The organism is Vagococcus allomyrinae, from assembly GCF_017829975.1.
GTDB lineage: Bacteria > Bacillota > Bacilli > Lactobacillales > Vagococcaceae > Vagococcus_D > Vagococcus_D allomyrinae.
Window position 1 is genome coordinate 37,582 of sequence record NZ_JAEEGA010000018.1, and the last position, 20,456, is coordinate 58,037.

Here is a 20,456-nt window from a genome sequence, read left to right on the forward strand (position 1 = left end):
CTAACACCTACTCGATTCATTCGCAAATTTAATTAATTCTTTTGATAAGTTTTGATCATCTACTGGTAACATTTGAATAAACTGCCAAACTTCTGCAAAATCAAAACCAGAAATGTTTCCTACAAAAATCTTATTATAGATTTGATCTGGTGATTTTTCTTTATCTACCAAAAGTTCTTCATACAATTTTTCACCTGGTCTTATGCCGGATTCAATTATTTTGATATCATCTTCAGAGTACCCACTTAATTTGATCATTTTTTTAGCTAGATCGCTTATTTTAACGGGTTCTCCCATATCTAAAATAAAGATCTCACCACCACTCGCTAAAGCACCGGATTGAACAACTAAACGGCTAGCCTCTGGAATTGTCATAAAGTATCGAGTCATTCTCATATCCGTGACAGTAATTGGTCCACCAGCTTCAATTTGCTCTTTAAACAAGGGAACAACACTTCCACGACTTCCCAAAACATTGCCAAACCGCACTGCAGAAAATTTCGTTTTGCCACTCTCATTTAAACTTGTGACAATCATTTCAGCAATTCGTTTTGTGGCGCCCATAACATTAGGTGGATTATTCGCTTTGTCAGTCGAAATCATAACAAACGATCCCACTCCATGTTCTTTAGCTGCTTCGGCTACATTTTTTGTTCCATAAATATTATTTTTAACTGCCTCCGACGGATTATACTCCATTAAAGGAACATGCTTATGAGCTGCCGCATGGTAAATAATGTCTGGATGATATTTTTTTACTAACTCAAAAATCCGCTCGCGATCCTGAATGTCTGCAATAATTGGAATGACTTTAGTAGTTTTATGTTTGTAGTTAGTCTTTAACTCTTTTTCAATCAAATAAATAGAGTTTTCACCATGCCCCACTAAAATCAATTGTCTTGGATTAAACCGAATGACCTGACGACAAATTTCTGAGCCAATTGATCCTCCAGCTCCTGTAACAAGAATTGTTTTATCCATTAACTGGCTAGATATTGACTCCATATCTAATTTGACTTCATCTCTGCCTAATAAATCAACGACATCTACTTCTCGCAACTTAGTTACACTTACATCCCCATTAACTATTTGCTCAATAGAAGGCATTGAATTTACGGTCACCGGCAAAGCTTCAAGAAGGCCAAGTATTCGTTCGAAACCTTCTGCCTTTAAAGAAGGAATAGCGATAGTAACATTCTCTACGTTATACTCTTTGATCAATTCAGGCAAATTCTCTGTAGTTCCGATTACCTTACTACCATAAAACAGAGTGCCGACCTTATCAGTGGCATCGTCTACTATTCCCACAACATTCACCTGATCGTTTGTCATGGAGGTATTTAATGTATTCAATAAGATGCCTCCACCAGCACCGGCACCTACAATAATAGTATTTTTTTGTTTTCGTTTATCTTTAGTCTTATTATTATTATATTCAATCAAAATGCGCCAAGCCACACGACTAGCACTAATGACAAACATGCTCAAGAGATAAGTAAAAAAAATGTACCGTTGACTATAGACATCTCCACTAAAAATGAAATACCCCATCTCAACTATGTAGGAAATTAATAAAGCAAAAAAAATAGCAACTAATTCCTTTAAACTCGTATAGCGATTTATTCGAGTAAACACTTTGAAGACTCGACCTAAAATCCAGTATAGGACTAATTGAATCACTAACGCTTTAACTAATACCTCAGTAGTGATAGCAACAAATGGCTTCATATATATATAAGAAAATAGATTCGCCAATGTTATTAACACCGAATCTATCGCTAGGATAATCATTATTTTAACTTTTCTACTCATACCTTACTAAACCCTCTTCCAAGCAAACGTTCTTTCATCACCTAAACAGATTAAACCGACTTTTCTTTACCTCAACAAAATTTGGGACTATAGCAGAATCTCCATTAATAATATCTTTTGTCACAAGCTGAAAAGACTCCACTTTATCACTTCCAAACTCTTTCCCCATCAACTCATAGGCCTCCTTCATATAAAAAGACCGTTTATCTACGTTATGAGCATCTGAAGCTACCATGTGAACTAAATTATGTTCCAACATAATTTTAGCCGTTTTTTGAATTTTTTTCCCAAAGGTACCAACATAGCTTGGAGCGGTCATCTGTGATAAGACTCCCATTTCCAAAAAGGGAATAATTTTATTAGGTTCATCAATAAAAACTGAATTACGTTCGGGATGAACAATAACCGGGGTTATTTCACGACTTAACAATTCAAAAAAGATCTTTTCAGTAAATGCAGGAACATCATTACTTGGAAACTCAATCAATAAATACTGATCGTCAATATCGGCAAACAAAATGTTGTCTTGCTCGATATCCTCAAGTAATTCGCCAGTAATCCTAACTTCCTGTCCTTCAAATAAAGTTAGAGCTATCTCTCGGCTATCCAACTCTTTTTGCAAAGCAGCAACCTGTTGAATCACATCATATTTAGGATTACGATAAGTTCCATTATTATGATGAGGAGTACAAAGAATATGAGTGATGCCACTGTCAACTGCGACTTTTGCCATATTAATGGAATCTTCCAAATTCTTTGCACCATCATCTATTCCTGGTAATATGTGACAATGTAAGTCAATCATTCTTTCACTCCTCAACTTCTGTTAATTAGGCTCCATAGTAATAATACCCTTGGTCAACATTACGTGTTGAACCATTATAAACAACACCTAACATATTGGCATTTACCATTTCCAACAAACTCTTAGCCTTTATTAAAGCATTCTTATTTGACACACCTTCACGAACAACCATAATAGTTCCATCGACTTGAGATGCCACAACTTGGGCATCTGTTACAGCCACAACCGGCGGCATATCAAAGATAACCAAATCAAAGGCGTCACGCATTTCTTTAATCACGGCATGCATACGCATTGAACCTAACATTTCTGAAGGGTTAGGCGGTTTTGGTCCACTGGATAAGATGGTTAGATTTTCAATTCCTGAGGATTGAACCACATTTTGAATTTTTGCATCACGTTCACTTAATAAATTGCTTAGTCCATGGTGATTGCGCAAACCAAAACTTTTAGCTACCGTTGGTTTTCTTAAATCAGCATCGACTAACAATGTTCTAATACCTGAATTAGCAAAAACTACGGCTAAGTTAGCGGAAGTAGTTGATTTGCCTTCTCCAGGACCAGATGATGTAACAATTAACGTTTTTAATTCCTTGTCAACCATAGCAAACTGAATATTCGTTCTGATAGTTCGGTACTGCTCAGAAACAGGAGAAGTCCGATCAGCTAAGGTAATCAAACTTACTGCTTGAGTTGTTTCTTTGATAGCTTTCTTTTTAAACATGTCATTCTCCTCTTTCTAAACTCTATTTCGCTGACGTCGGGTTTGTGGTACTGGGTTATTTGGGGTAGGATTAGTTACATTATTTCGAACATTGGCTGTTTCCACTGGCTTCTGAATGACTTGCCCACTTAATTCTTTAGCAGTCATTTCAGGAACAGTGCCTAATACTGAATAACCTAAAACGTCCCTAATAAACTTATCATCTTTGACAGTTTTATCTAATAGTTCCACTAAGAAGGAAATCCCCACACCAACCATCAGTCCCAAAACTAATCCAATTAACAAATTCAATTTATTGTTTGGAGAAATAGGCGAGACATTAAGTGGCGCTGGTGCAATGATTGAGACTTTATCCACTTCAAGAGTTTCTTTCGCTTGTTCCTGAAAGACTTGAGCTGCTGTATTTGCGACAGCTTGTGCTATTTTAGGATCCTCTGATGTGGCTTTAATGGAAAACATTTGAGAGTTTTGCTCTTGCGTGACTTGCAGCATGGCTTGAATGTCAGCAGCACTGCCTTTGAAGTTTGTTTCTCTCGCCACAATCTCTTGAGTTGATTCAGCCAGAGTATTAGATGTGGTGATAAAATCTTTATAGGTGGTAATCATATACAAGTTAAAGTTAACATCGTTCACATTGCTGTTTGTTCCCTCTGCTGCCCGAGGAAGTTTAACTATTAATTGCGTCGAAGAACTAAATTTCGGTGTCATGACAACAAAGGTCATCACGGCCGAAAAACCAAGGCCGATAAACATCAAGGTTATGATTAAGGCCAAACGTTTTTTGATAATCCCAAATATCTCTTGTAAACTTATTGTTTCTTCCATTTATATCCTCCAAAAAAATATTCTCGTTAAAATTTTACGTAACCATTATTATATCATATCAACTACCTAAGTAGTCTCGTTATTTGAGTTTACTCATCGTTATATTCGGAAAAAGATTTTTCGATAGCCGCCAAGATATATTGACTGGCATGACCATCTCCATAAGGGTTCTCGGCGTTAGCCATACGTTGATACTCTTTATCGTTATCTAAAAGCTCTAACATGCCGTTATAGACGTCTTCATACTTAGTACCAACCAACTTTAAGGTACCTGCCTTAACGCCTTCAGGACGCTCTGTCGTGTCTCTTAAAACTAATACAGGCTTTCCTAAGGAAGGGGCTTCTTCTTGAACCCCACCTGAATCACTCATGATAAAGAAGCTTTGATTGGCCAAGTTGTGAAAATCTTCTACTTCTAAGGGATCTATTAGGTGGATTCGTTTATGTCCCCCTAAGTATCTGTTCGCTAGGTCTTGAACCACCGGGTTTAAGTGAACTGGATAAACTATCTCAATATCTCCCTTTTCATCAACAACTTGCTTGACTGCTTGAAAAACTTCCCTCATCGGTTCTCCTTGATTTTCTCGTCGATGCATCGTCAATAAAATCATTTTATGGTCCGAAGCAATCTTGGGTATGTCTCCGTGCAGATAACCTTCTTTAATTGTATAACTAAGTGCATCAATCACTGTATTTCCAGTAATGGTAATTTTTGCTGGATTAATGTTTTCTTTCAGTAAGTTATCACGACTTTGCTCTGTCGGGGCAAAATATAAATCACTTAAGACATCGGTCATTTGACGATTCATTTCTTCTGGGTAAGGAGAATACTTATTCCAAGTCCGTAATCCCGCTTCTACATGCCCTATTTTGACTTGATGATAGAAAGCTGAGAGGCTTGCAGCAAAGGTTGTTGTCGTATCTCCATGCACTAAAATAATATCCGGCTTACTTTCAACAATAACCTTTTCCAACTGCAGAAGGATATTCGTCGTAATTTCCGCCAGACTTTGATTGTCTTTCATAATATTTAAATCATAGTCAGGAGTGATTTTAAAGGTTGCTAACACCTGATCCAACATTTCACGATGTTGAGCTGTCACCACCACAACACTTTCAAATTTTTCAGCTTGAGCTTCAATTTCTTTAATCAGTGGTGCCATCTTGATAGCCTCTGGTCTTGTACCAAAAACTGTCATTACTTTGATTTTCACCATTTTTTCACCTGCTCAACTCATATTTTTTCAGTTCTTCACTTCTTCTATTATATAGAGTCTTCGCGTAAATTCAAGGGTTATTGGCCAATTTCACAAGAAAATAACGCGTGTAAACGTTTTGGCAATCACAAGTATCCTATACAATTCTATCATACTTCTTGTTCATTTAACGTTAAAATATTAATCAAAAGGCTTTACATCGCATTTTAGGAGCAATATTCTCTCAAACGTCTGTAAAAAACTACTCATCAGCTAAGTTGGGTCACTTTGGTCAAATGAATAGTTTTAAAATAGTCAGCCTTCGTTAGGCAAAGCCTCTTTTAATACAATCTGTTAAACCAGCCTTGACAGAGTATTCGGGATTGAAACCTAATCCTTTGATCTTGTGGATATCGGCTAAAGAATGTTCAATATCTCCCTCTCTGCTCTCCTGATAATCAATTGGCAACTCAATTGCCAATAGTTCTGACAAGATCTCAACTAGCTCATTTAAGGTGGTCTCCACGCCTGTCGCCACGTTATAAACTTCTCCTAATGACTCTTTTGACGTGGCAACTAGCCTTAAGGCCAGCAGCACGTCTTCAATATAGACGAAATCTCGGGATTGTTTCCCTGAGCCAAACATAGTAAAAGAACAGTCTTCACCGGCTTGTTTTCGTTTTAAGCGATCAAGGATGATCGAAATAACGCCGGAATAAGGCGAATTAGGATTTTGTTTAGGTCCATATACATTAAAAAAGCGGACGGCACTTGTTGGGACATTATAAAGATTGCTATAAGCCAGTACATATTTCTCGGCGGCAAACTTGTCAATTGCATAAGGCGTTAAGGGCTTAATAACTGACTCTTCGGCTTTTGGCAACGTAGGCTCATCTCCGTATACAGCTGCTGAAGAAGCAAATATCAGTCTTTTTAAACCGCTTTGATACTTCTTGGTTAACTCTAACAAGCTAAAGACACTATCAAAATTAATCTCGTGGGTCTCCAAGGGGCGCTCCACAGAATCAGCCACACTAGCAACAGCCGCCAAATGATAGATGTAATCAAAATTATTTTCTGATAAAACTTGAGTCATTAAAACCTTATCAGTCACACAACCTTCGATAAACGTAATCGTGTCAGTCTGAGGTAAATTACTTTTACTCCCCATCGATAAATCATCGACAATGACTAATTCATTTGTTAAGCAGAGCTGATTAGCTAGAGTTGAACCAATAAAGCCTGCCCCACCTGTAATTAATATTTTATCCATCTTACAATTTATCCTCTCAAGTTCTGATATTTATTCTTATTTGTGATTCCATCCCAGAAATACCTGCTAAATCGCCAACCGTCTGCTTTTGTCATACCACTCTTTAAAGAGAACAAAGCAATATAGGGATAAAAAATCAATTTATTCATCAATGTTCCGTTCCTTCTGATAAAAATCACTAGATTCCGATACATAAAATACTCTGAAAGCCCCGATACTTTATTGATAGAAGCTGAACCTTTATGAATTACTTTAGCGTCAGCCACACAAACAACATCGTATCCTGCTTGTTTAATTTTTAAGCACCATTCATTTTCCTCATAAAATAAAAAGTAATCTTCTGGAATGTAGCCAACCTGATTAATTACCTCCATACTGACAAGCATACAAGCACCGCCAATATAATCACAAGGGATTATTCTCCCCTGAACTACCTCTTCATTTTCTTTATGGAATAATCTCGTGACCTTACCATAGTTCAGATCAACAGTCGAACCGGCAGATTCAATAAGACTGTCGTCTTCATATTCACAAATTCGTGGTCCGATAACGCCTGCTTCCGGATGCTCATTTCCATAAGTAACTAACTGACTTAAAAAATCAGGTTCAACGATGACATCATTATTAAGAATACAGACATAATCATATTCTTCTTGTCTTGCTCTCTTGATTGCTAAATTATTGCCATATGCATAACCGCCGTTTATTGAGGAAGCTATCAAATCCAGTGAAGGATATTCTCTTTGAAGAACGCTAATAGAATCATCTGTAGAATGATTGTCGACGACAATGGTGTGATAGTTATCGTAAGTCAACTGATTGATACTTTTAAGACACTCAACCGTGTCAGCAGCGTTATTATAATTCAAAACGATGATCGCAACGCGTCGCTGTTTCATAACTCAAACAATCCTTTCACATTAGTATAAATTTCTTTTTGCCAAATTTTGAGCTTTTTTTTGTGCTAGCTGCTTAAGGAATGGTAACTTAAGCAATACTGAAATTACAGCATACCTTGTTGGACTGTTTTCAGCTATTATGTCAACAGTTGCCTTTTCTTTCTCTTGGGTAAAGTAATGAATAACAAACAACTTTAATTCATTTAGTAACAGCTGTTTGCTTTTTATCGGATACATTGCTTTAATTTTTTGCTGAACATAGAGTTGATACTCGTTCATTCGGTCTTTTTGTCCCATTGTATTCCCCTCATGAATGTGAACTATTGCTCCAATTGTTTCATCAAAAAATAGAGGGTGACCATGCAACGCATATACCCAAAATAGCCAGTCTTCACAATAGTCTATCTCTTCATCGAATGTCACATTTTTGTCATTACGAAAGAGAACTGAATGAATTGGAAATAAATTATGAGCCAGTAACTCATTGGGATAATGTAACCTCGGTAAAACTTTAGCGACTTCTTTTTCATTTTTTATGTATTGAACACCAGTCACATAACCTTTATAATCCAAATGTTGTTCTAAATAAGTCACAGCTGTTTCAATTTTGGATGCAGTGAGCTCATCATCTGCATCCAAAAATTGTACATAGCTTCCTTCTGCCTTTTTTAACCCAATATTACGAGCTAGAGAGCGTCCCTTTTTTTCAGAGTATATATAACATACCCGAGAATCTTTATTGCTCATAATAATGTCAGCAGTTTTATCTGTTGAATGATTATCTATAATAATTACTTCTATATCTTTATAGCTTTGATTTAGACATGAAGTAATAGACCGCTGAATTGTCTGTTCCGCATTGTAAGCAGGAATAATTATTGAAACTAAAGATCTAATGAATATCACCACACTTTTTATAACATTATAGCATATTTTTCCTCTAATATAAAAATCAAAATCATTTCAAATACAAAGTGAAGTAGCCTTATCAGACTGTTACATTACAGTCTGATAAGGCTACTTCACTGACTAACTAATAATTAACTTTATGATAAATCTGCTAGACTTAGTCTCAACTAAATACTATTTTTCTGCTAATTGAGATCTTTTGGAGCTGATTGCATTTCTTAGCAACCCAACAACTTGTTTCCTAATAAATTCAATTACTAAACAAACAAAAAAAACTAGTAATGGTTGCATCAGAGAACGAAAAATTAGCGTACTATCAGAGAAGTGCTCGCTATTCTTAAAAAAATCCTTCCAAATAAATTGCCTAATTATCGTATTATCATGAATTAGATAGATTCCCAGAGTACAAGAACTAATTGCGTTGATAATTTTACTAGAGATTGTTACGCGCAAAAATAGAGCAAAGAGTGACACTGAAAAAATTATCGAAATCAAACTACTTTGATCAGCCAAAAAAAACATGCCCAAAGGTAATTTAGTAATTTCAGTAAACTTATTAATTAACCAGGGACTGAGCACTAAAATAGTCAACGTTACACTAAAACATAGATTAACCCAAGGCTTTAATATAGTTACCAGTTCTACCTGATAAACACTTATCAAATAACCCGCTAAAGCTGTTAGAATAAATAGAAAATAATCTCCAATATAAAATCGAATTGGACTTTTAGTCAAAATGGCAATTATTGCTGGTAATCTCAATAGTGTTAAAATAGTTACCACATAGATTAGTATCATTTTTTTATCCACTTTAGAAACAACTGACTTTAGAGCTGGTAATGAAAACTGTAAGAAGAAGAAAAAACTTAAAAACCAATAACTAGAAAGAGATATTGGAAAAAAAGATGACCATTTAAGACTTTCTACATTCATGTCAGTAAAAGACGAAAAGATTATAAAAATAGAAGACGAATAAAAAAAGATATGTGCCCATAAGTTAAACAACTTTGATGGTCTAAAATTAGCTTTTCCTAGAAAATATCCAGTAATAAGTAAAAATAATGTTACACCCACTTTTCCAAAAATACCAATAGATCTAATAAAAAATTCTCTTTTAGAAAATTCTGCAGGGTATATCCATCCACTATGGGCACTGTAATGATGAAAAACAATCATTAGCATACTGACGATTCTAATAAGCTCAATATTTGACTTACGTTCCATGTTTCCCTCCTAAACTTCACTTCGTTACTGTTTACTCCAAATCGTAAAGAGTTTTATCCTACTTCTTACTGATTATCTCAACTCGCAGATTAGTTTCTTCAAATAACCACTCGACATATTTTATCACTCACTTGAGAAGCTCTCCCAATTATAAAAGAATATCGGTAATAAATTCGATTCATTCGCAGAATTCTAATATAACTTCACCTTTTTGTGAATAAAGTAGCAACTATCATCACCCATTAGTTGTCGCAAATTATCGTAATAACTCTAACAAACCAAAAAATGAACAAATTAAACTGATAGAAACCATAGTTACTATTCGATATAGTATATATCGAATAGCTTCGCATATTCACAAAATGGAGTATAAATTTATCAATTATGTGTCCTAGCAACAATAAACGCATAAGAAGTTTTTAACGAACTAGTGATTTCATTTAACGTAAAAGTCATTAAGCCCTAGACAAACGGAATGAACTCAATGACTTTATCATTTTACAATACATTTTCTCTAACAATTGCTACAGTGTGACTCAGTGTCTCCTCTAGTTTAAATATTGGTTGCCAGCCTAAATTTCTTATTTTATTTGTATCCAATAATGCTCTATTTACTTTTGAAAACCCCTTAGCTTCAGTTTCAGTTGGTAAATCAAAAATCACTTTGGTATTTGCAAGTGTTGCTAAGCTTTGAGCCAATTCTTTTAGCTGGAGATTAAACTCCGGACTAGCTATATTATACGCCTGCCCATTTTGCCCATTCAATAGTAAGAATAAGAGTGCATCAACAACATCTGCCACGTAAGCGTAAGAAAACAATTGCTCTCCTTTGCTTTTAAGAACAATATCTTCTCCACGAGCTGCTTTCATAATAAATTGAGAGGAGGCTTTACTATCATTCAATAGCATTGTAGGCCCAAAGACACGACACACTCTAGGGATCACGACATCAATTTTCTTCTGCTCGATATAGGCTTGGCATAATGCCTCACTCGCTCTTTTTCCTTCTGAGTATCCCGCACGCAACGTATTGCAATCAATATAACCAAAATCAGTTTCTGAAAAACTAGTCGTATTATCTAAGGCCTCACCGTAAACCTCTACAGTCGATAAAAATATGGTGCGTGTCACTTGGTGTTTTACTGCATAATCTAAAACTTGCTGAGTTCCCAAAATATTAGTCATTACTGTGCCGATTGGGTCTGTCGCATATGCTTCAGGATGAGTATTGCTTGCCGCATGAAAAACATAATCAAAACGCTCACTAGTTGGCACACCTTTGGTAATATCTCCCTCTAGCATCGTAAACAGCTCATCTTCCTGATAAGCTAAAAATCGTTGTTTCAATTTACTAATTGAGCGTCCCATAGCGCCTATGCGAATGTTTGCTCCTTCTTTTTTATTGAGTGTCATCAGTGTATCAATTAAAAAAGAACCAATCATTCCTGATGCACCTACAATCAAAAAAGAGCTGTTTTTAAGAGTGTCCCAAGAAGACTTGGCTGATAGAATTTTCTGAATATCGGACATATACAGCGGATTATTAATCAGCATACTCTACTCCCCTTTCATTCTCAAGAATCCTTTAAATAATTCTAAATCGTCTGGTGTAGTCAATTTGATATTCTTATCTGATCCTAAGGCAAAATATAGACGTTCGCCTAAATCCACCATCATCGTATTTGTGTACGAGGAGTCGGTTATTCCTATATTCTCTCTAAATGCTTTCTCATAAGCCCAAGTCAATTTTTCAAACTTGTAGGCCTGAGGAGTTGATACGCGTCTCAACGTCTCACGATTGATATATTGAGTAGTGGTTTCTTCTGTTTCTTTTATAAATATTTGCTCATTGTAAGGTAAAGAAGTCACCGCATTCCCATGCTTTTTAGCCTTAATAATCACATCAGATAATACTAACTCGTCAACTAGTGGCCTAATCCCATCGTGAATAACCACGATATCAGTTGGCTCAAGCTCCGTCTTAAGAAATTGTACGCCATTGTTTATCGATTCCTGACTTTTCGAACCACCTTGGATAATCCACTTGACTTTCTTAAGGCCAAACTCTTTGATATACCCCCATAGTGTTTCTTCCCATCCTTCTTTACAGACAACTAATACTTGATCTACTAACGGATGTTTGTCAAAACTTTCAAGCGTGTAGATAAGTATCGGTTTATTATCAACCATAATAAATTGCTTGGGAATTTCTTGCCCCATTCTTTTACCTACGCCACCTGCTACAACTATTGCTGTTATCATTTGAATCCTCCTCATTTAATTCACTTTCTGTTTATCCCGCTTAAGTGTTTGCTTCAATACATTTACAACTGGAGCTTTTGAATAGAGAATATATAGATAAATCATTAGTAGATAAGCTAATCCACCTAATGCCACTTTTAAACTAAGACGCACTAAAATTGAAAAGTGGCTAGGTATAAGTTGAATAATCCCAAACATCATTCCCCCACTAAAAATAGCGAAAAATAATGGTTGAATAAATTTTTTGAAATTTATTTCATGTCGAGCTGCAATTATTTGATATGAGGCTAATACCACTTCTGAGGCAAATGTCCCAATAGCAGCACCGATTACACCAAATGGCTTAATTAACAGTAAGTTAACTATAATACTAACAATTGCTCCTAATAAGACTGATATAACAAAAGGGCGGTCGTTTCCTTGAGGAATTAAACTTTGAGTACGAATTACATTTCCCCATGAATAGAACGGTAGATACAGACATAGAATCATTAATACTGAGACACTTGGCTCAAACCCTTCACCATAAAAAAGAGGAATAAAGTCCTTACCAATCCCCAAAATACCGAATGCAAAAGCCACCGATAAAAAAGTCACAAACAACAAAGATAAATCCAAGTACTTTTCTGCACTCTTTTTAAGATTTTTATCAGAATAAGAAGCAGCCATTTTAGGTAACATGACAGTTCCTAAAGCCGCAATAATTCCCTTTGGCATAGATAAGATTTGACTACCTGCGTTGTAGTAGCCCACATTACTCATATTACTCATACTACCCAACAAAATTGACGTAAAACTAGTGTAAATAGTAGCAGATACGATTGGAATAAATAAGACACCTGTTGGTTTAAGGTGGCTTAAAACATTTTTGATCGACACCTTCTTAAACTGAATGTAATGTCTTAGCTGTAACCAAGTAACCAGAAAGCCCACTACAGTTCCTAAATTTAAGATTAACGTATACATGCCGATATCTTCTGGTTTTTTTACCAATAGAAAAATAAAGATTAACGTACTTATTTTCACTAACACATTTCGAATCAACACAATATTAAATCGTTCCATACCATAAAAAAACCAATTGATGTCAAGCATATAACTTACGATTAGAAATACTTGAATATAAGCGACTGTTTTATTAGTTTGCACGAAAAAACCAACTGTTATCAAATAAGCCAGAATACAGATAAGGCCATTAATAAGCTGTACTGAAAAAATTTCCCAAAATAATTGACTTCTTTTCTCTAGGTCTTTTCCAACTTTTGCAATGCTACGATTTCCATAATGATCTGCTCCAAGCTTAACAAATAAAGCAAAATAAATTGCGATAGAGTATGTATAGTTATAGACTCCTAACTGCTCTGCTCCTAATACCCTCGCTACATATGGCATAGTCAACAATGGGAAAATAATAATAAAAAGTTGATATGACGCGTTGGAAGCAAAATTTTTCACTATTTGTTTCACTTTAGTCCAACCCCTCATCTGTAATGATAAATTGATAAACGGAATTTGAAGTTGTTTCTTCAATATCCTTATAGGTTAATTTATGTATGGCACTTTCTCCTAATATTTGCCGGAATACCTTCTCATCAAAAACATTATTTAGCTGAAATTGTAAGAAATGGGGTTCTAAATTTCCTTTTTTAGGAACAGTTATCCAATGGCTTGGTAAACTATGACAAGCGAGTGAAAATGCTATATGAAATAGAAAATAATTCATTAACACATTATGATCCCGCCAATATTCGAAGAGTAATTCTCTGGTCATAAGTAAAATAGGATGATTACTTTTCGCAACAATTAGCCAACTTGAGGCAATAATTGCTCTCTTATCATCAAAACTTGATCTATAAACAAACAAGTCTGATGCTAGAAGGGGTTCATCCAATCTACCACTAGCAAATAGAGTTGCATCCATCCAAATACCACCATGCTCAACAAGAAGTTGAATCCTTATTAAATCAGAGTAGTGGGCGTCACTTATTAAACCAGACTTCCTTTTCTCAAAAATATGTGTTGGAAAATCCACATAGTCCTGCAAATTGTCATGTGTAATAAGGATTATCTCATAATCTGGATAATACTTTTTAATAGACTTTACGCAGACTTTAACTATTTGTGGAGCCTTTTCCAATCCTTGTAACCAACAAATCCAAATCTTTTTTGTCTGGACGACCTGCGACTGGAGTTTCGAATCCAAGTTTCTGGACGCTAATAATGTTGCATATTTTTTGGCGATAAAACGATACGTATTTTCTTCCCGTTTATTCGCCTGAGAAATCTTTTTATTTCGATACTGCAGATGATTCAACTGAAAGCCGAAATAGACTGACTCAAACAACGTTTTTTTTCTGAGCGCCTCTAATAGTTTCTGAAACATGTTGATCTTCACACTCCCATTTCTTCTAACAACCGATCTCCGATTTGCATACTTGCTTTTCCTGATTCAAAAATGTCCCACTTCGATATAAAATCAGCAACATCCTTACGATAAGCTTCTTCATCAAATCTACTAACATTATCGACTAATGCTCCTTCGGTTTGGGCAAATGGGAAAGGCAACTCTGTTAATTCCAGTTTCATTCCTTTAGTTGCCATATATGTCTCGTAGTCATCAGCAAAAAGAAAACATCTTTTCCCCGATACTAGCATTTCACCAATAGTTGATGAGTAATCAGTTATCAACACTTCAGTTGCACATAACAATTCTTGCATGTCTGGAAAATCACAACCATCTATTACTTTCTCAGTGGTAATGTTTGCAAATAGTTGCTCTTTTTTTTCAAAATCATTGGGATGCAACCGTAATACTAATCTATAGATCCCCTGAAACCTTTGTTCAAAGGCCTCAATCAGCCTCAATAAAAATTGTTCTGTTATATTTAACTCACCCGTTTCTTTAAAGGTTGGGGCAAACAGAACAATATGTTCATGTGGCTTCAAATTCAGATACTGATAAACTTTATCTTGCACTTCTGGATTTTGATTAACGACAATATCATTTTTAGGAATACCCTCTCTGAATATTTCTCCGTCATACCAGAATGTTTTCTGAATGTCGGGAAAAACATTTGAGTGTTCAAATATGAGTAAATCACACATCTGCGAATCCTTTTTAGCAATTTTAACATATCTTTTTGGTAATAGTGCCTCAATGTCATGCTCTATTTCTTTAAGGCCAAACCCCGCATGCCATGTCTGAATATAAAATTGTTCTTTTCTTTTAGGCGGATAGAAATTTTTGCGACAATTATCCATCCAAATTTTTGCTGTGTGCAGTTCTATTAACGCTCTAAAGGAGTTAGTCTTAACCAAGCGAATCCCTTTGGGAAACAACTGATTTTGATTGATTATGACCTCTTTTTTACACAACCAAACGATGTCTAAATCCTTGCCTGTGTTTAACAAATACTCACAAATATATTTAGGATTATCGCCATAACCTCTCCCCCAAAAATTTGAAACTACTACTTTATTGCGTTTGATGGGTCTCAATAACAACAGAGGATACAAAAGATAAAACATGCCGTAAGTTAACACTCTCAATAGGACTTTTCTTCCTATACTATAAAAATGTGCTATTTTACTTTTCATTAGAACCTCCCAAATAAAGTATCTTTTAAGTCAAATGACACTTTAGTCACTTAATAGTTCTCCGCTTTGTCATTTATAACAGCCTGTAACACTCTTCCTAAAAGAAGCCAAAATATAAACGCACCAATTTTATTCACTAAAACAATTTCTGATGAGACGACTGCATTTATACTAATCAATAATGTGATTAAATAGAAAACAAAATCAATGCTGTACACAAACTTTCTATCTTTAAACGAATGCAGAAAAATTTTCAACATGTTTAAAATAAAGAAACTAAAGAAAACGATGAAACCTAGAATTCCAGTTCCTGTCAGAGTTTGAACAAGGAAACTATGAAGAGATAAGCCTGTTTTGGCAATAACACTGTCTGGAAATTTGTCTTCTGCAAATGCTACGATCCCTTCCCTAGACGGGCCGACACCAATTATTTTTTGCTCATTAAAAAGTTTTATACCTGTCTTCCAAATGTTGACTCTCCCATTCGAAACATCCTCGCTATTTTCGACATCAGCTCGGCTTAAATCGATTTTTTTAGATATACGATTCTTTTTAATCTTTGAACTATTACCGTCGTTTTCAATCGTCGTTACAGACTCTACGATATAGCTTGGTACTGTAATAAACACTTCTCTTATTATTTTTAGCGACACGAACGCACTTAAAAACATGATACCACTCGCAAGGATAGATATCATAAGTTTTTGATACATTTTTTTGTTCTGTTTAAAATTAAACTGATACGTATACATAAATGTAGCGAAAAGCAATACCACATATAATTCCAATAAACCTGTTCTGGATCCTGAAAGAACTACAAAGGCCAATTGAAAGATAATATTAATAACAAAAAATATATTTAACGCCAAGCGTTTCTGCTCTTTTTTCTGAAATAAATAGTATAAAGATACAGCCACCGTTACCAAACAAATGGTTGCTGCAAAATTGGGGTCAGAAAAAATACCAAATAATCGATTTTCCACAAACCCTAATCTTAAAGGATGGAATCTATTTTCCAAAATATAAATATATTCTGTTTGAGTCACAAACATCCCCAAAGATATCGTGACCAGAACGAACCATAATCCAACTAACCAATGTAGAAACGTTTTAATCGTGTCTAAAGACTTTGAGTTGTGTCTGGTAAAATTAAAAATGACAAAAAAGTAGATTATCTCATTGAGGATTAATTTAACATTTGCCGTAAAAGCATATTGATAATTAACTAATGTGGTAATCATCAATATGACCGTGAAAATAATCAACAGCTTGTCATAGGTTAACTTTTTCTTATTCTTTAAAAAATCGAAAAAATCATACATCACAAAAAGAATTCCCAAGAATCCTGCTGGAAGTATGAATATGGCGTTAATAACTCCTGGAACGAAACTGTACGGACCGATTTCTTTCACTATTAATACAATCCCAAAATAGATAATATAATAGGCTTTTACTTTCTCAACAATATTTTTAAAATTCACATTCGCTACCTCTTAACCTTTTATTTTTTTAGTACAAGCTTGTATAAACGATTGTACAAATTACCATTCATTAACAATAGTCTCAGAGCCATTCTTTTGGTCAGCGGCACAGCCTTATTACCAACTATTTTTTCTTCATTATTTTTTATATCATGTCTAATTTTCGTTAAATATTGCTCTCTTTCTGTTTCATTGCCTTTAACAGATGTAATTTTATAACCAGTTGATAAGTAGCCATCTGCTAATTTTGAAATAGCTAACGGAAGTAGCTGCGGATAGTCTATCCGTATGCTGTTCAATAAAATTTTTCGTTGATCAATATTATCATACTGTTTTGAATTGAAATGTTGATAAACAATACTATCAGGATTTTGAAAATAAAAGATTCCCACAATACTGTGATAACTAATTCTTGACGACGCGTTAACCAATTGATAAGTCGGCATAACATCTTCATAGAGCTTGCCTTCAGGATAAGCTATTTCTTTAAAAAGAGTTGATCGATAGATTTTATTCCAAGCATAAAAATCAACCGCCTTTTCCGTGAATAGCTGCTCTATATTTTTTTCCTTATTATCAATAATCCTATCAGTGACTGTTAACTTCGTTGATTCTGTTAATGAGCCTTTTTCAATACCAAAAACGGCAATGTCAATTTCGTTCTCAATAAAAAAAGGTATTACTTGAAAAAAAGTATTATCCATAAAATAATCATCACTATCTAGGAAAGAAATAATACTTCCACTTGCTTTTTTTAAGCCATAATTTCTTGCGGATGACAAACCACCATTTTCCTTGTGATAGCAAACAATTTCAGAACATTTGCTTGCCCAGTCTTCACAAATAGTACTACTAGAATCGGTAGAACCATCGTTAACAAGAATTATTTCCAAATCGTACTGATCACTACTTTGTTTTATAATACTTTCGATTGCCCTATTCAATGTCTTTTCAACGTTATAAACAGGCACAATTACCGATACTAATGTCATGATTAATCTTCTCCATGTGTGATCTTTTTTCTCAAAAGAGTATTATAAAATGTACTTCTCATTTTAGGGGGGATGAGACAAAAAATTGTATGGCCAATAAAGGTAATCCCATAGTCAATTATCGAACCAAAACCATTTTTGTAGATCTTCCAACGGCCAACAGCTCCTTGCTTAAAATAAGCAAGTCCACCTCTCCTATTTATCATTTCTTCTCCAGCTTGGGCGTAGACAAGTGGCTCTAAAATATTAGCTCCCTGAGAACCATTTTTTAACATTCTAACCCAAAGAAAATAATCCTCAAAACCTGGCAGAGGCAGGTAATTTCCTGCTTCCAAAACCCTTTCCTTACGATACATGACGGTCATATGATTAAAGGGATTTCTCCTTTTAGAATAGTTTACTATTTCACTGTTCGTTTCCTTTACTTCTCGTTGACCAATAATATTATCAACCGTGCCTTCAAATTCAACAATGTTGGAACCAACAATTGCTACTTCAGGATGAGCTTGTAAATAAAGATATTCCTTTTCAATCCTATCTTCTCTCATGATATCATCAGTATCCATTCTGGCAACCAAGGAAAAGCTAGTCTTTTGAAGCCCTATCGATAAAGCTTCTCCAAGTCCATAATTTTTCTCAAGGGGTACTAGCCAAAAGTTATTTGGATATTTTTCTACAGCTTCCGCAATTGCTTGATCTAATTCTTTAGTAAGTGGTCCATCCTTAACAAGGACTATTTCTACCGGTAAGAATGTTTGCCGTAAAATACTCTCCATACAAGCATTAAAATTATTGACTGTCTCATTCTTATAAATAGACATCAACAAACTCACATTAGCATTTCTCATTTTTTACTTCCTATTCTTCATAAGTACTTTAATAACAAGCCTCAGAGAGAGCTTGGCCTAATCACATACTTTGATTGAGCGTTCAGAAAGTTCTGCTACTGATAAAATAGTAACTGCTTCCTCATCCAATCCCTTTGCAGAAACTTTATCAAATAAAATTTTAACCGTTTGAATCATTATCTTCAAATCCAAAATCAATGAATAATTCTTGATATAAAGCAAATCAAAATTCAACTTCGTATTGAAATCTGACGTATACTTACCATATACTTGTGCATATCCTGTCAAACCAGCTTGAACATTATGTCTAATACTATAAAATGAATTTTCTTCGCAAAATTGATCAACGAAAAAAGGTCGCTCTGGCCGGGGACCAACTAAGGACATATCACCTTTTAAGATATTTAACAATTGAGGTAATTCATCAATTCTTAGAGATCTTAAATATTTACCAATGGGGGTAATTCTATTGTCTTGACTTTTGGCCAAGACCGGCCCAGTACTATCTTCAGCATCAATCTTCATGGTTCTGAATTTTAAAATATTAAATTCTCGTCCGTTTTTAGTAATCCTCACTTGCTTATAAATCGCAGGACCTTTTGATGTTAATTTTACTAAAACAAAGGTGATTAGAGTAATCGGTGACGTAATAAGTAACAATAATCCCGATAGAATAATATCAAATAAGCGTTTGAACAAATAGTCTTCAGAAGGAATTCTAAAATCCGACACCTCAACAATACTTTCATCTTCAAAGTTCATCATGTTAGAACGCATACCCAATAGTATCGAAAAGTCTGTCTCAACAAACAACTTTTTATCTTGCTTAACGACAAATTCAGCTAGCTTAATCTTTTCAGCTTCCGAGATATTATTTGTCAAATAAAAAATATCAATTTCATCGGCATACTTTTTGGCATTTTCAACGAACTCAGAGAACACAACAGTGGTCACTTTATGTTTATTATTTTTAGATTCTTCAAAGTTTGTCACGGCAACCAGAACATCTTCCATGCTTCCCAAAATCATAATCCGTTTTTCTCCACTTGCCTTCAGGTATAAAGTAAAAATTAATAACCGCCATAACGACAAAAAGAGAATTCCAACCACAATATTTATTAAGAGTACCGATCTAGGGAATGAGAACCAGCGACCGGCAAAGGTAACCATCATCATCACGGCTGTGATTGCTATTTGCGATATAATCGTAATAATGATGATATCGCTCACTGATTTATTATAGAAAACATACACTGAGAAAAACAGATTCATGATGACAAATAAGATACCAATCCATAATGCTGATCCCTGATACGAGCTAAAATTATATTTAGGGATAGTTGGACCAAATTTCAAATGAAACGATGCGAGAATTGCTAAATTGAAAAACAGTAGGTCTCCTGCGATAGTCATTAATTTTTTAGTTTTACTCCATCCTGCACTTGTGCTCATAGTTATAATCAATTCCTTTCATTACGCTCAAGTCACAATGCTGTCAAAACAGTTGCACGATAAGCTACGATATTAACGTTAAATTTAAATGCTGGTCACTTCTAGGTGAGCTACTTAAATAATTTACTCAAGTACTTCTCGTTTCCCACTAACCACC

The 20,456-nt window shown here is 34.9% G+C and carries 18 protein-coding genes; all 18 read right to left on the minus strand.

Translation table 11 applies throughout. The features are described 5' to 3' along the window. Positions 1–1,812, minus strand: a complete 1,812-nt coding sequence (locus tag I6N95_RS21720) for a polysaccharide biosynthesis protein (protein ID WP_209531467.1) — start codon at positions 1,810–1,812, stop codon at positions 1–3. Positions 1,813–1,849: 37 nt separating this feature from the next. Continuing rightward, the gene (locus I6N95_RS21725; protein WP_209531468.1) at positions 1,850–2,617 is read right to left on the minus strand and encodes a tyrosine-protein phosphatase; all 768 of its coding nucleotides are present in this window, start codon (positions 2,615–2,617) and stop codon (positions 1,850–1,852) included. 25 nt (positions 2,618–2,642) lie between these two features. After that, on the minus strand, positions 2,643–3,341 hold the full coding sequence (locus I6N95_RS21730; protein ID WP_209531469.1) for a CpsD/CapB family tyrosine-protein kinase: 699 nt from the start codon (positions 3,339–3,341) through the stop codon (positions 2,643–2,645). Between the two features lie 15 nt (positions 3,342–3,356). Beyond that, a complete protein-coding gene (locus I6N95_RS21735) occupies positions 3,357–4,166 on the minus strand; it encodes a YveK family protein (RefSeq protein ID WP_209531470.1) in 810 nt (269 codons plus the stop codon). Positions 4,167–4,255: 89 nt separating this feature from the next. Then, positions 4,256–5,383 (minus strand): non-hydrolyzing UDP-N-acetylglucosamine 2-epimerase, encoded by a 1,128-nt coding sequence (gene wecB, locus I6N95_RS21740; RefSeq protein WP_209531471.1) that lies wholly within the window; start codon positions 5,381–5,383, stop codon positions 4,256–4,258. A gap of 304 nt (positions 5,384–5,687) precedes the next feature. Beyond that, positions 5,688–6,635 carry an NAD-dependent epimerase/dehydratase family protein gene (locus I6N95_RS21745; protein ID WP_209531472.1) on the minus strand — a complete coding sequence of 316 codons (948 nt, stop codon included), beginning with the start codon at positions 6,633–6,635 and terminating at the stop codon, positions 5,688–5,690. A gap of 8 nt (positions 6,636–6,643) precedes the next feature. Further along, positions 6,644–7,534 (minus strand): glycosyltransferase family 2 protein, encoded by an 891-nt coding sequence (locus I6N95_RS21750; RefSeq protein WP_209531473.1) that lies wholly within the window; start codon positions 7,532–7,534, stop codon positions 6,644–6,646. Between the two features lie 21 nt (positions 7,535–7,555). Further along, complete coding sequence (locus I6N95_RS21755; RefSeq protein WP_209531474.1) at positions 7,556–8,440, minus strand: glycosyltransferase family 2 protein; 885 nt, start codon at positions 8,438–8,440, stop codon at positions 7,556–7,558. A 177-nt stretch (positions 8,441–8,617) separates the two neighbouring features. Further along, positions 8,618–9,667 carry an acyltransferase family protein gene (locus tag I6N95_RS21760; RefSeq protein WP_209531475.1) on the minus strand — a complete coding sequence of 350 codons (1,050 nt, stop codon included), beginning with the start codon at positions 9,665–9,667 and terminating at the stop codon, positions 8,618–8,620. 498 nt (positions 9,668–10,165) lie between these two features. Beyond that, on the minus strand, positions 10,166–11,221 hold the full coding sequence (locus I6N95_RS21765) for an NAD-dependent epimerase/dehydratase family protein (RefSeq protein ID WP_209531476.1): 1,056 nt from the start codon (positions 11,219–11,221) through the stop codon (positions 10,166–10,168). 3 nt (positions 11,222–11,224) lie between these two features. Continuing rightward, entirely contained in the window at positions 11,225–11,929 is a 705-nt protein-coding gene (locus I6N95_RS21770) for an IspD/TarI family cytidylyltransferase (RefSeq protein ID WP_209531477.1), read from the minus strand. A 15-nt stretch (positions 11,930–11,944) separates the two neighbouring features. Beyond that, on the minus strand, positions 11,945–13,396 hold the full coding sequence (locus I6N95_RS21775; RefSeq protein WP_209531478.1) for a flippase: 1,452 nt from the start codon (positions 13,394–13,396) through the stop codon (positions 11,945–11,947). 1 nt (position 13,397) lies between these two features. Further along, a complete protein-coding gene (locus I6N95_RS21780; RefSeq protein WP_209531479.1) occupies positions 13,398–14,312 on the minus strand; it encodes a capsular polysaccharide synthesis protein in 915 nt (304 codons plus the stop codon). Positions 14,313–14,320: 8 nt separating this feature from the next. Then, positions 14,321–15,526: a CDP-glycerol glycerophosphotransferase family protein gene (locus I6N95_RS21785; RefSeq protein ID WP_209531480.1), complete on the minus strand. Its 1,206-nt coding sequence runs from the start codon at positions 15,524–15,526 to the stop codon at positions 14,321–14,323. Positions 15,527–15,576: 50 nt separating this feature from the next. Further along, on the minus strand, positions 15,577–17,007 hold the full coding sequence (locus I6N95_RS21790; protein ID WP_209531481.1) for an O-antigen ligase family protein: 1,431 nt from the start codon (positions 17,005–17,007) through the stop codon (positions 15,577–15,579). Between the two features lie 20 nt (positions 17,008–17,027). Beyond that, positions 17,028–17,999: a glycosyltransferase family 2 protein gene (locus I6N95_RS21795; RefSeq protein WP_209531482.1), complete on the minus strand. Its 972-nt coding sequence runs from the start codon at positions 17,997–17,999 to the stop codon at positions 17,028–17,030. Positions 18,000–18,001: 2 nt separating this feature from the next. After that, complete coding sequence (locus I6N95_RS21800) at positions 18,002–18,847, minus strand: glycosyltransferase (RefSeq protein WP_209531483.1); 846 nt, start codon at positions 18,845–18,847, stop codon at positions 18,002–18,004. A 57-nt stretch (positions 18,848–18,904) separates the two neighbouring features. After that, a complete protein-coding gene (locus I6N95_RS21805; protein ID WP_209531484.1) occupies positions 18,905–20,299 on the minus strand; it encodes a sugar transferase in 1,395 nt (464 codons plus the stop codon). Positions 20,300–20,456: the final 157 nt, after the last annotated feature.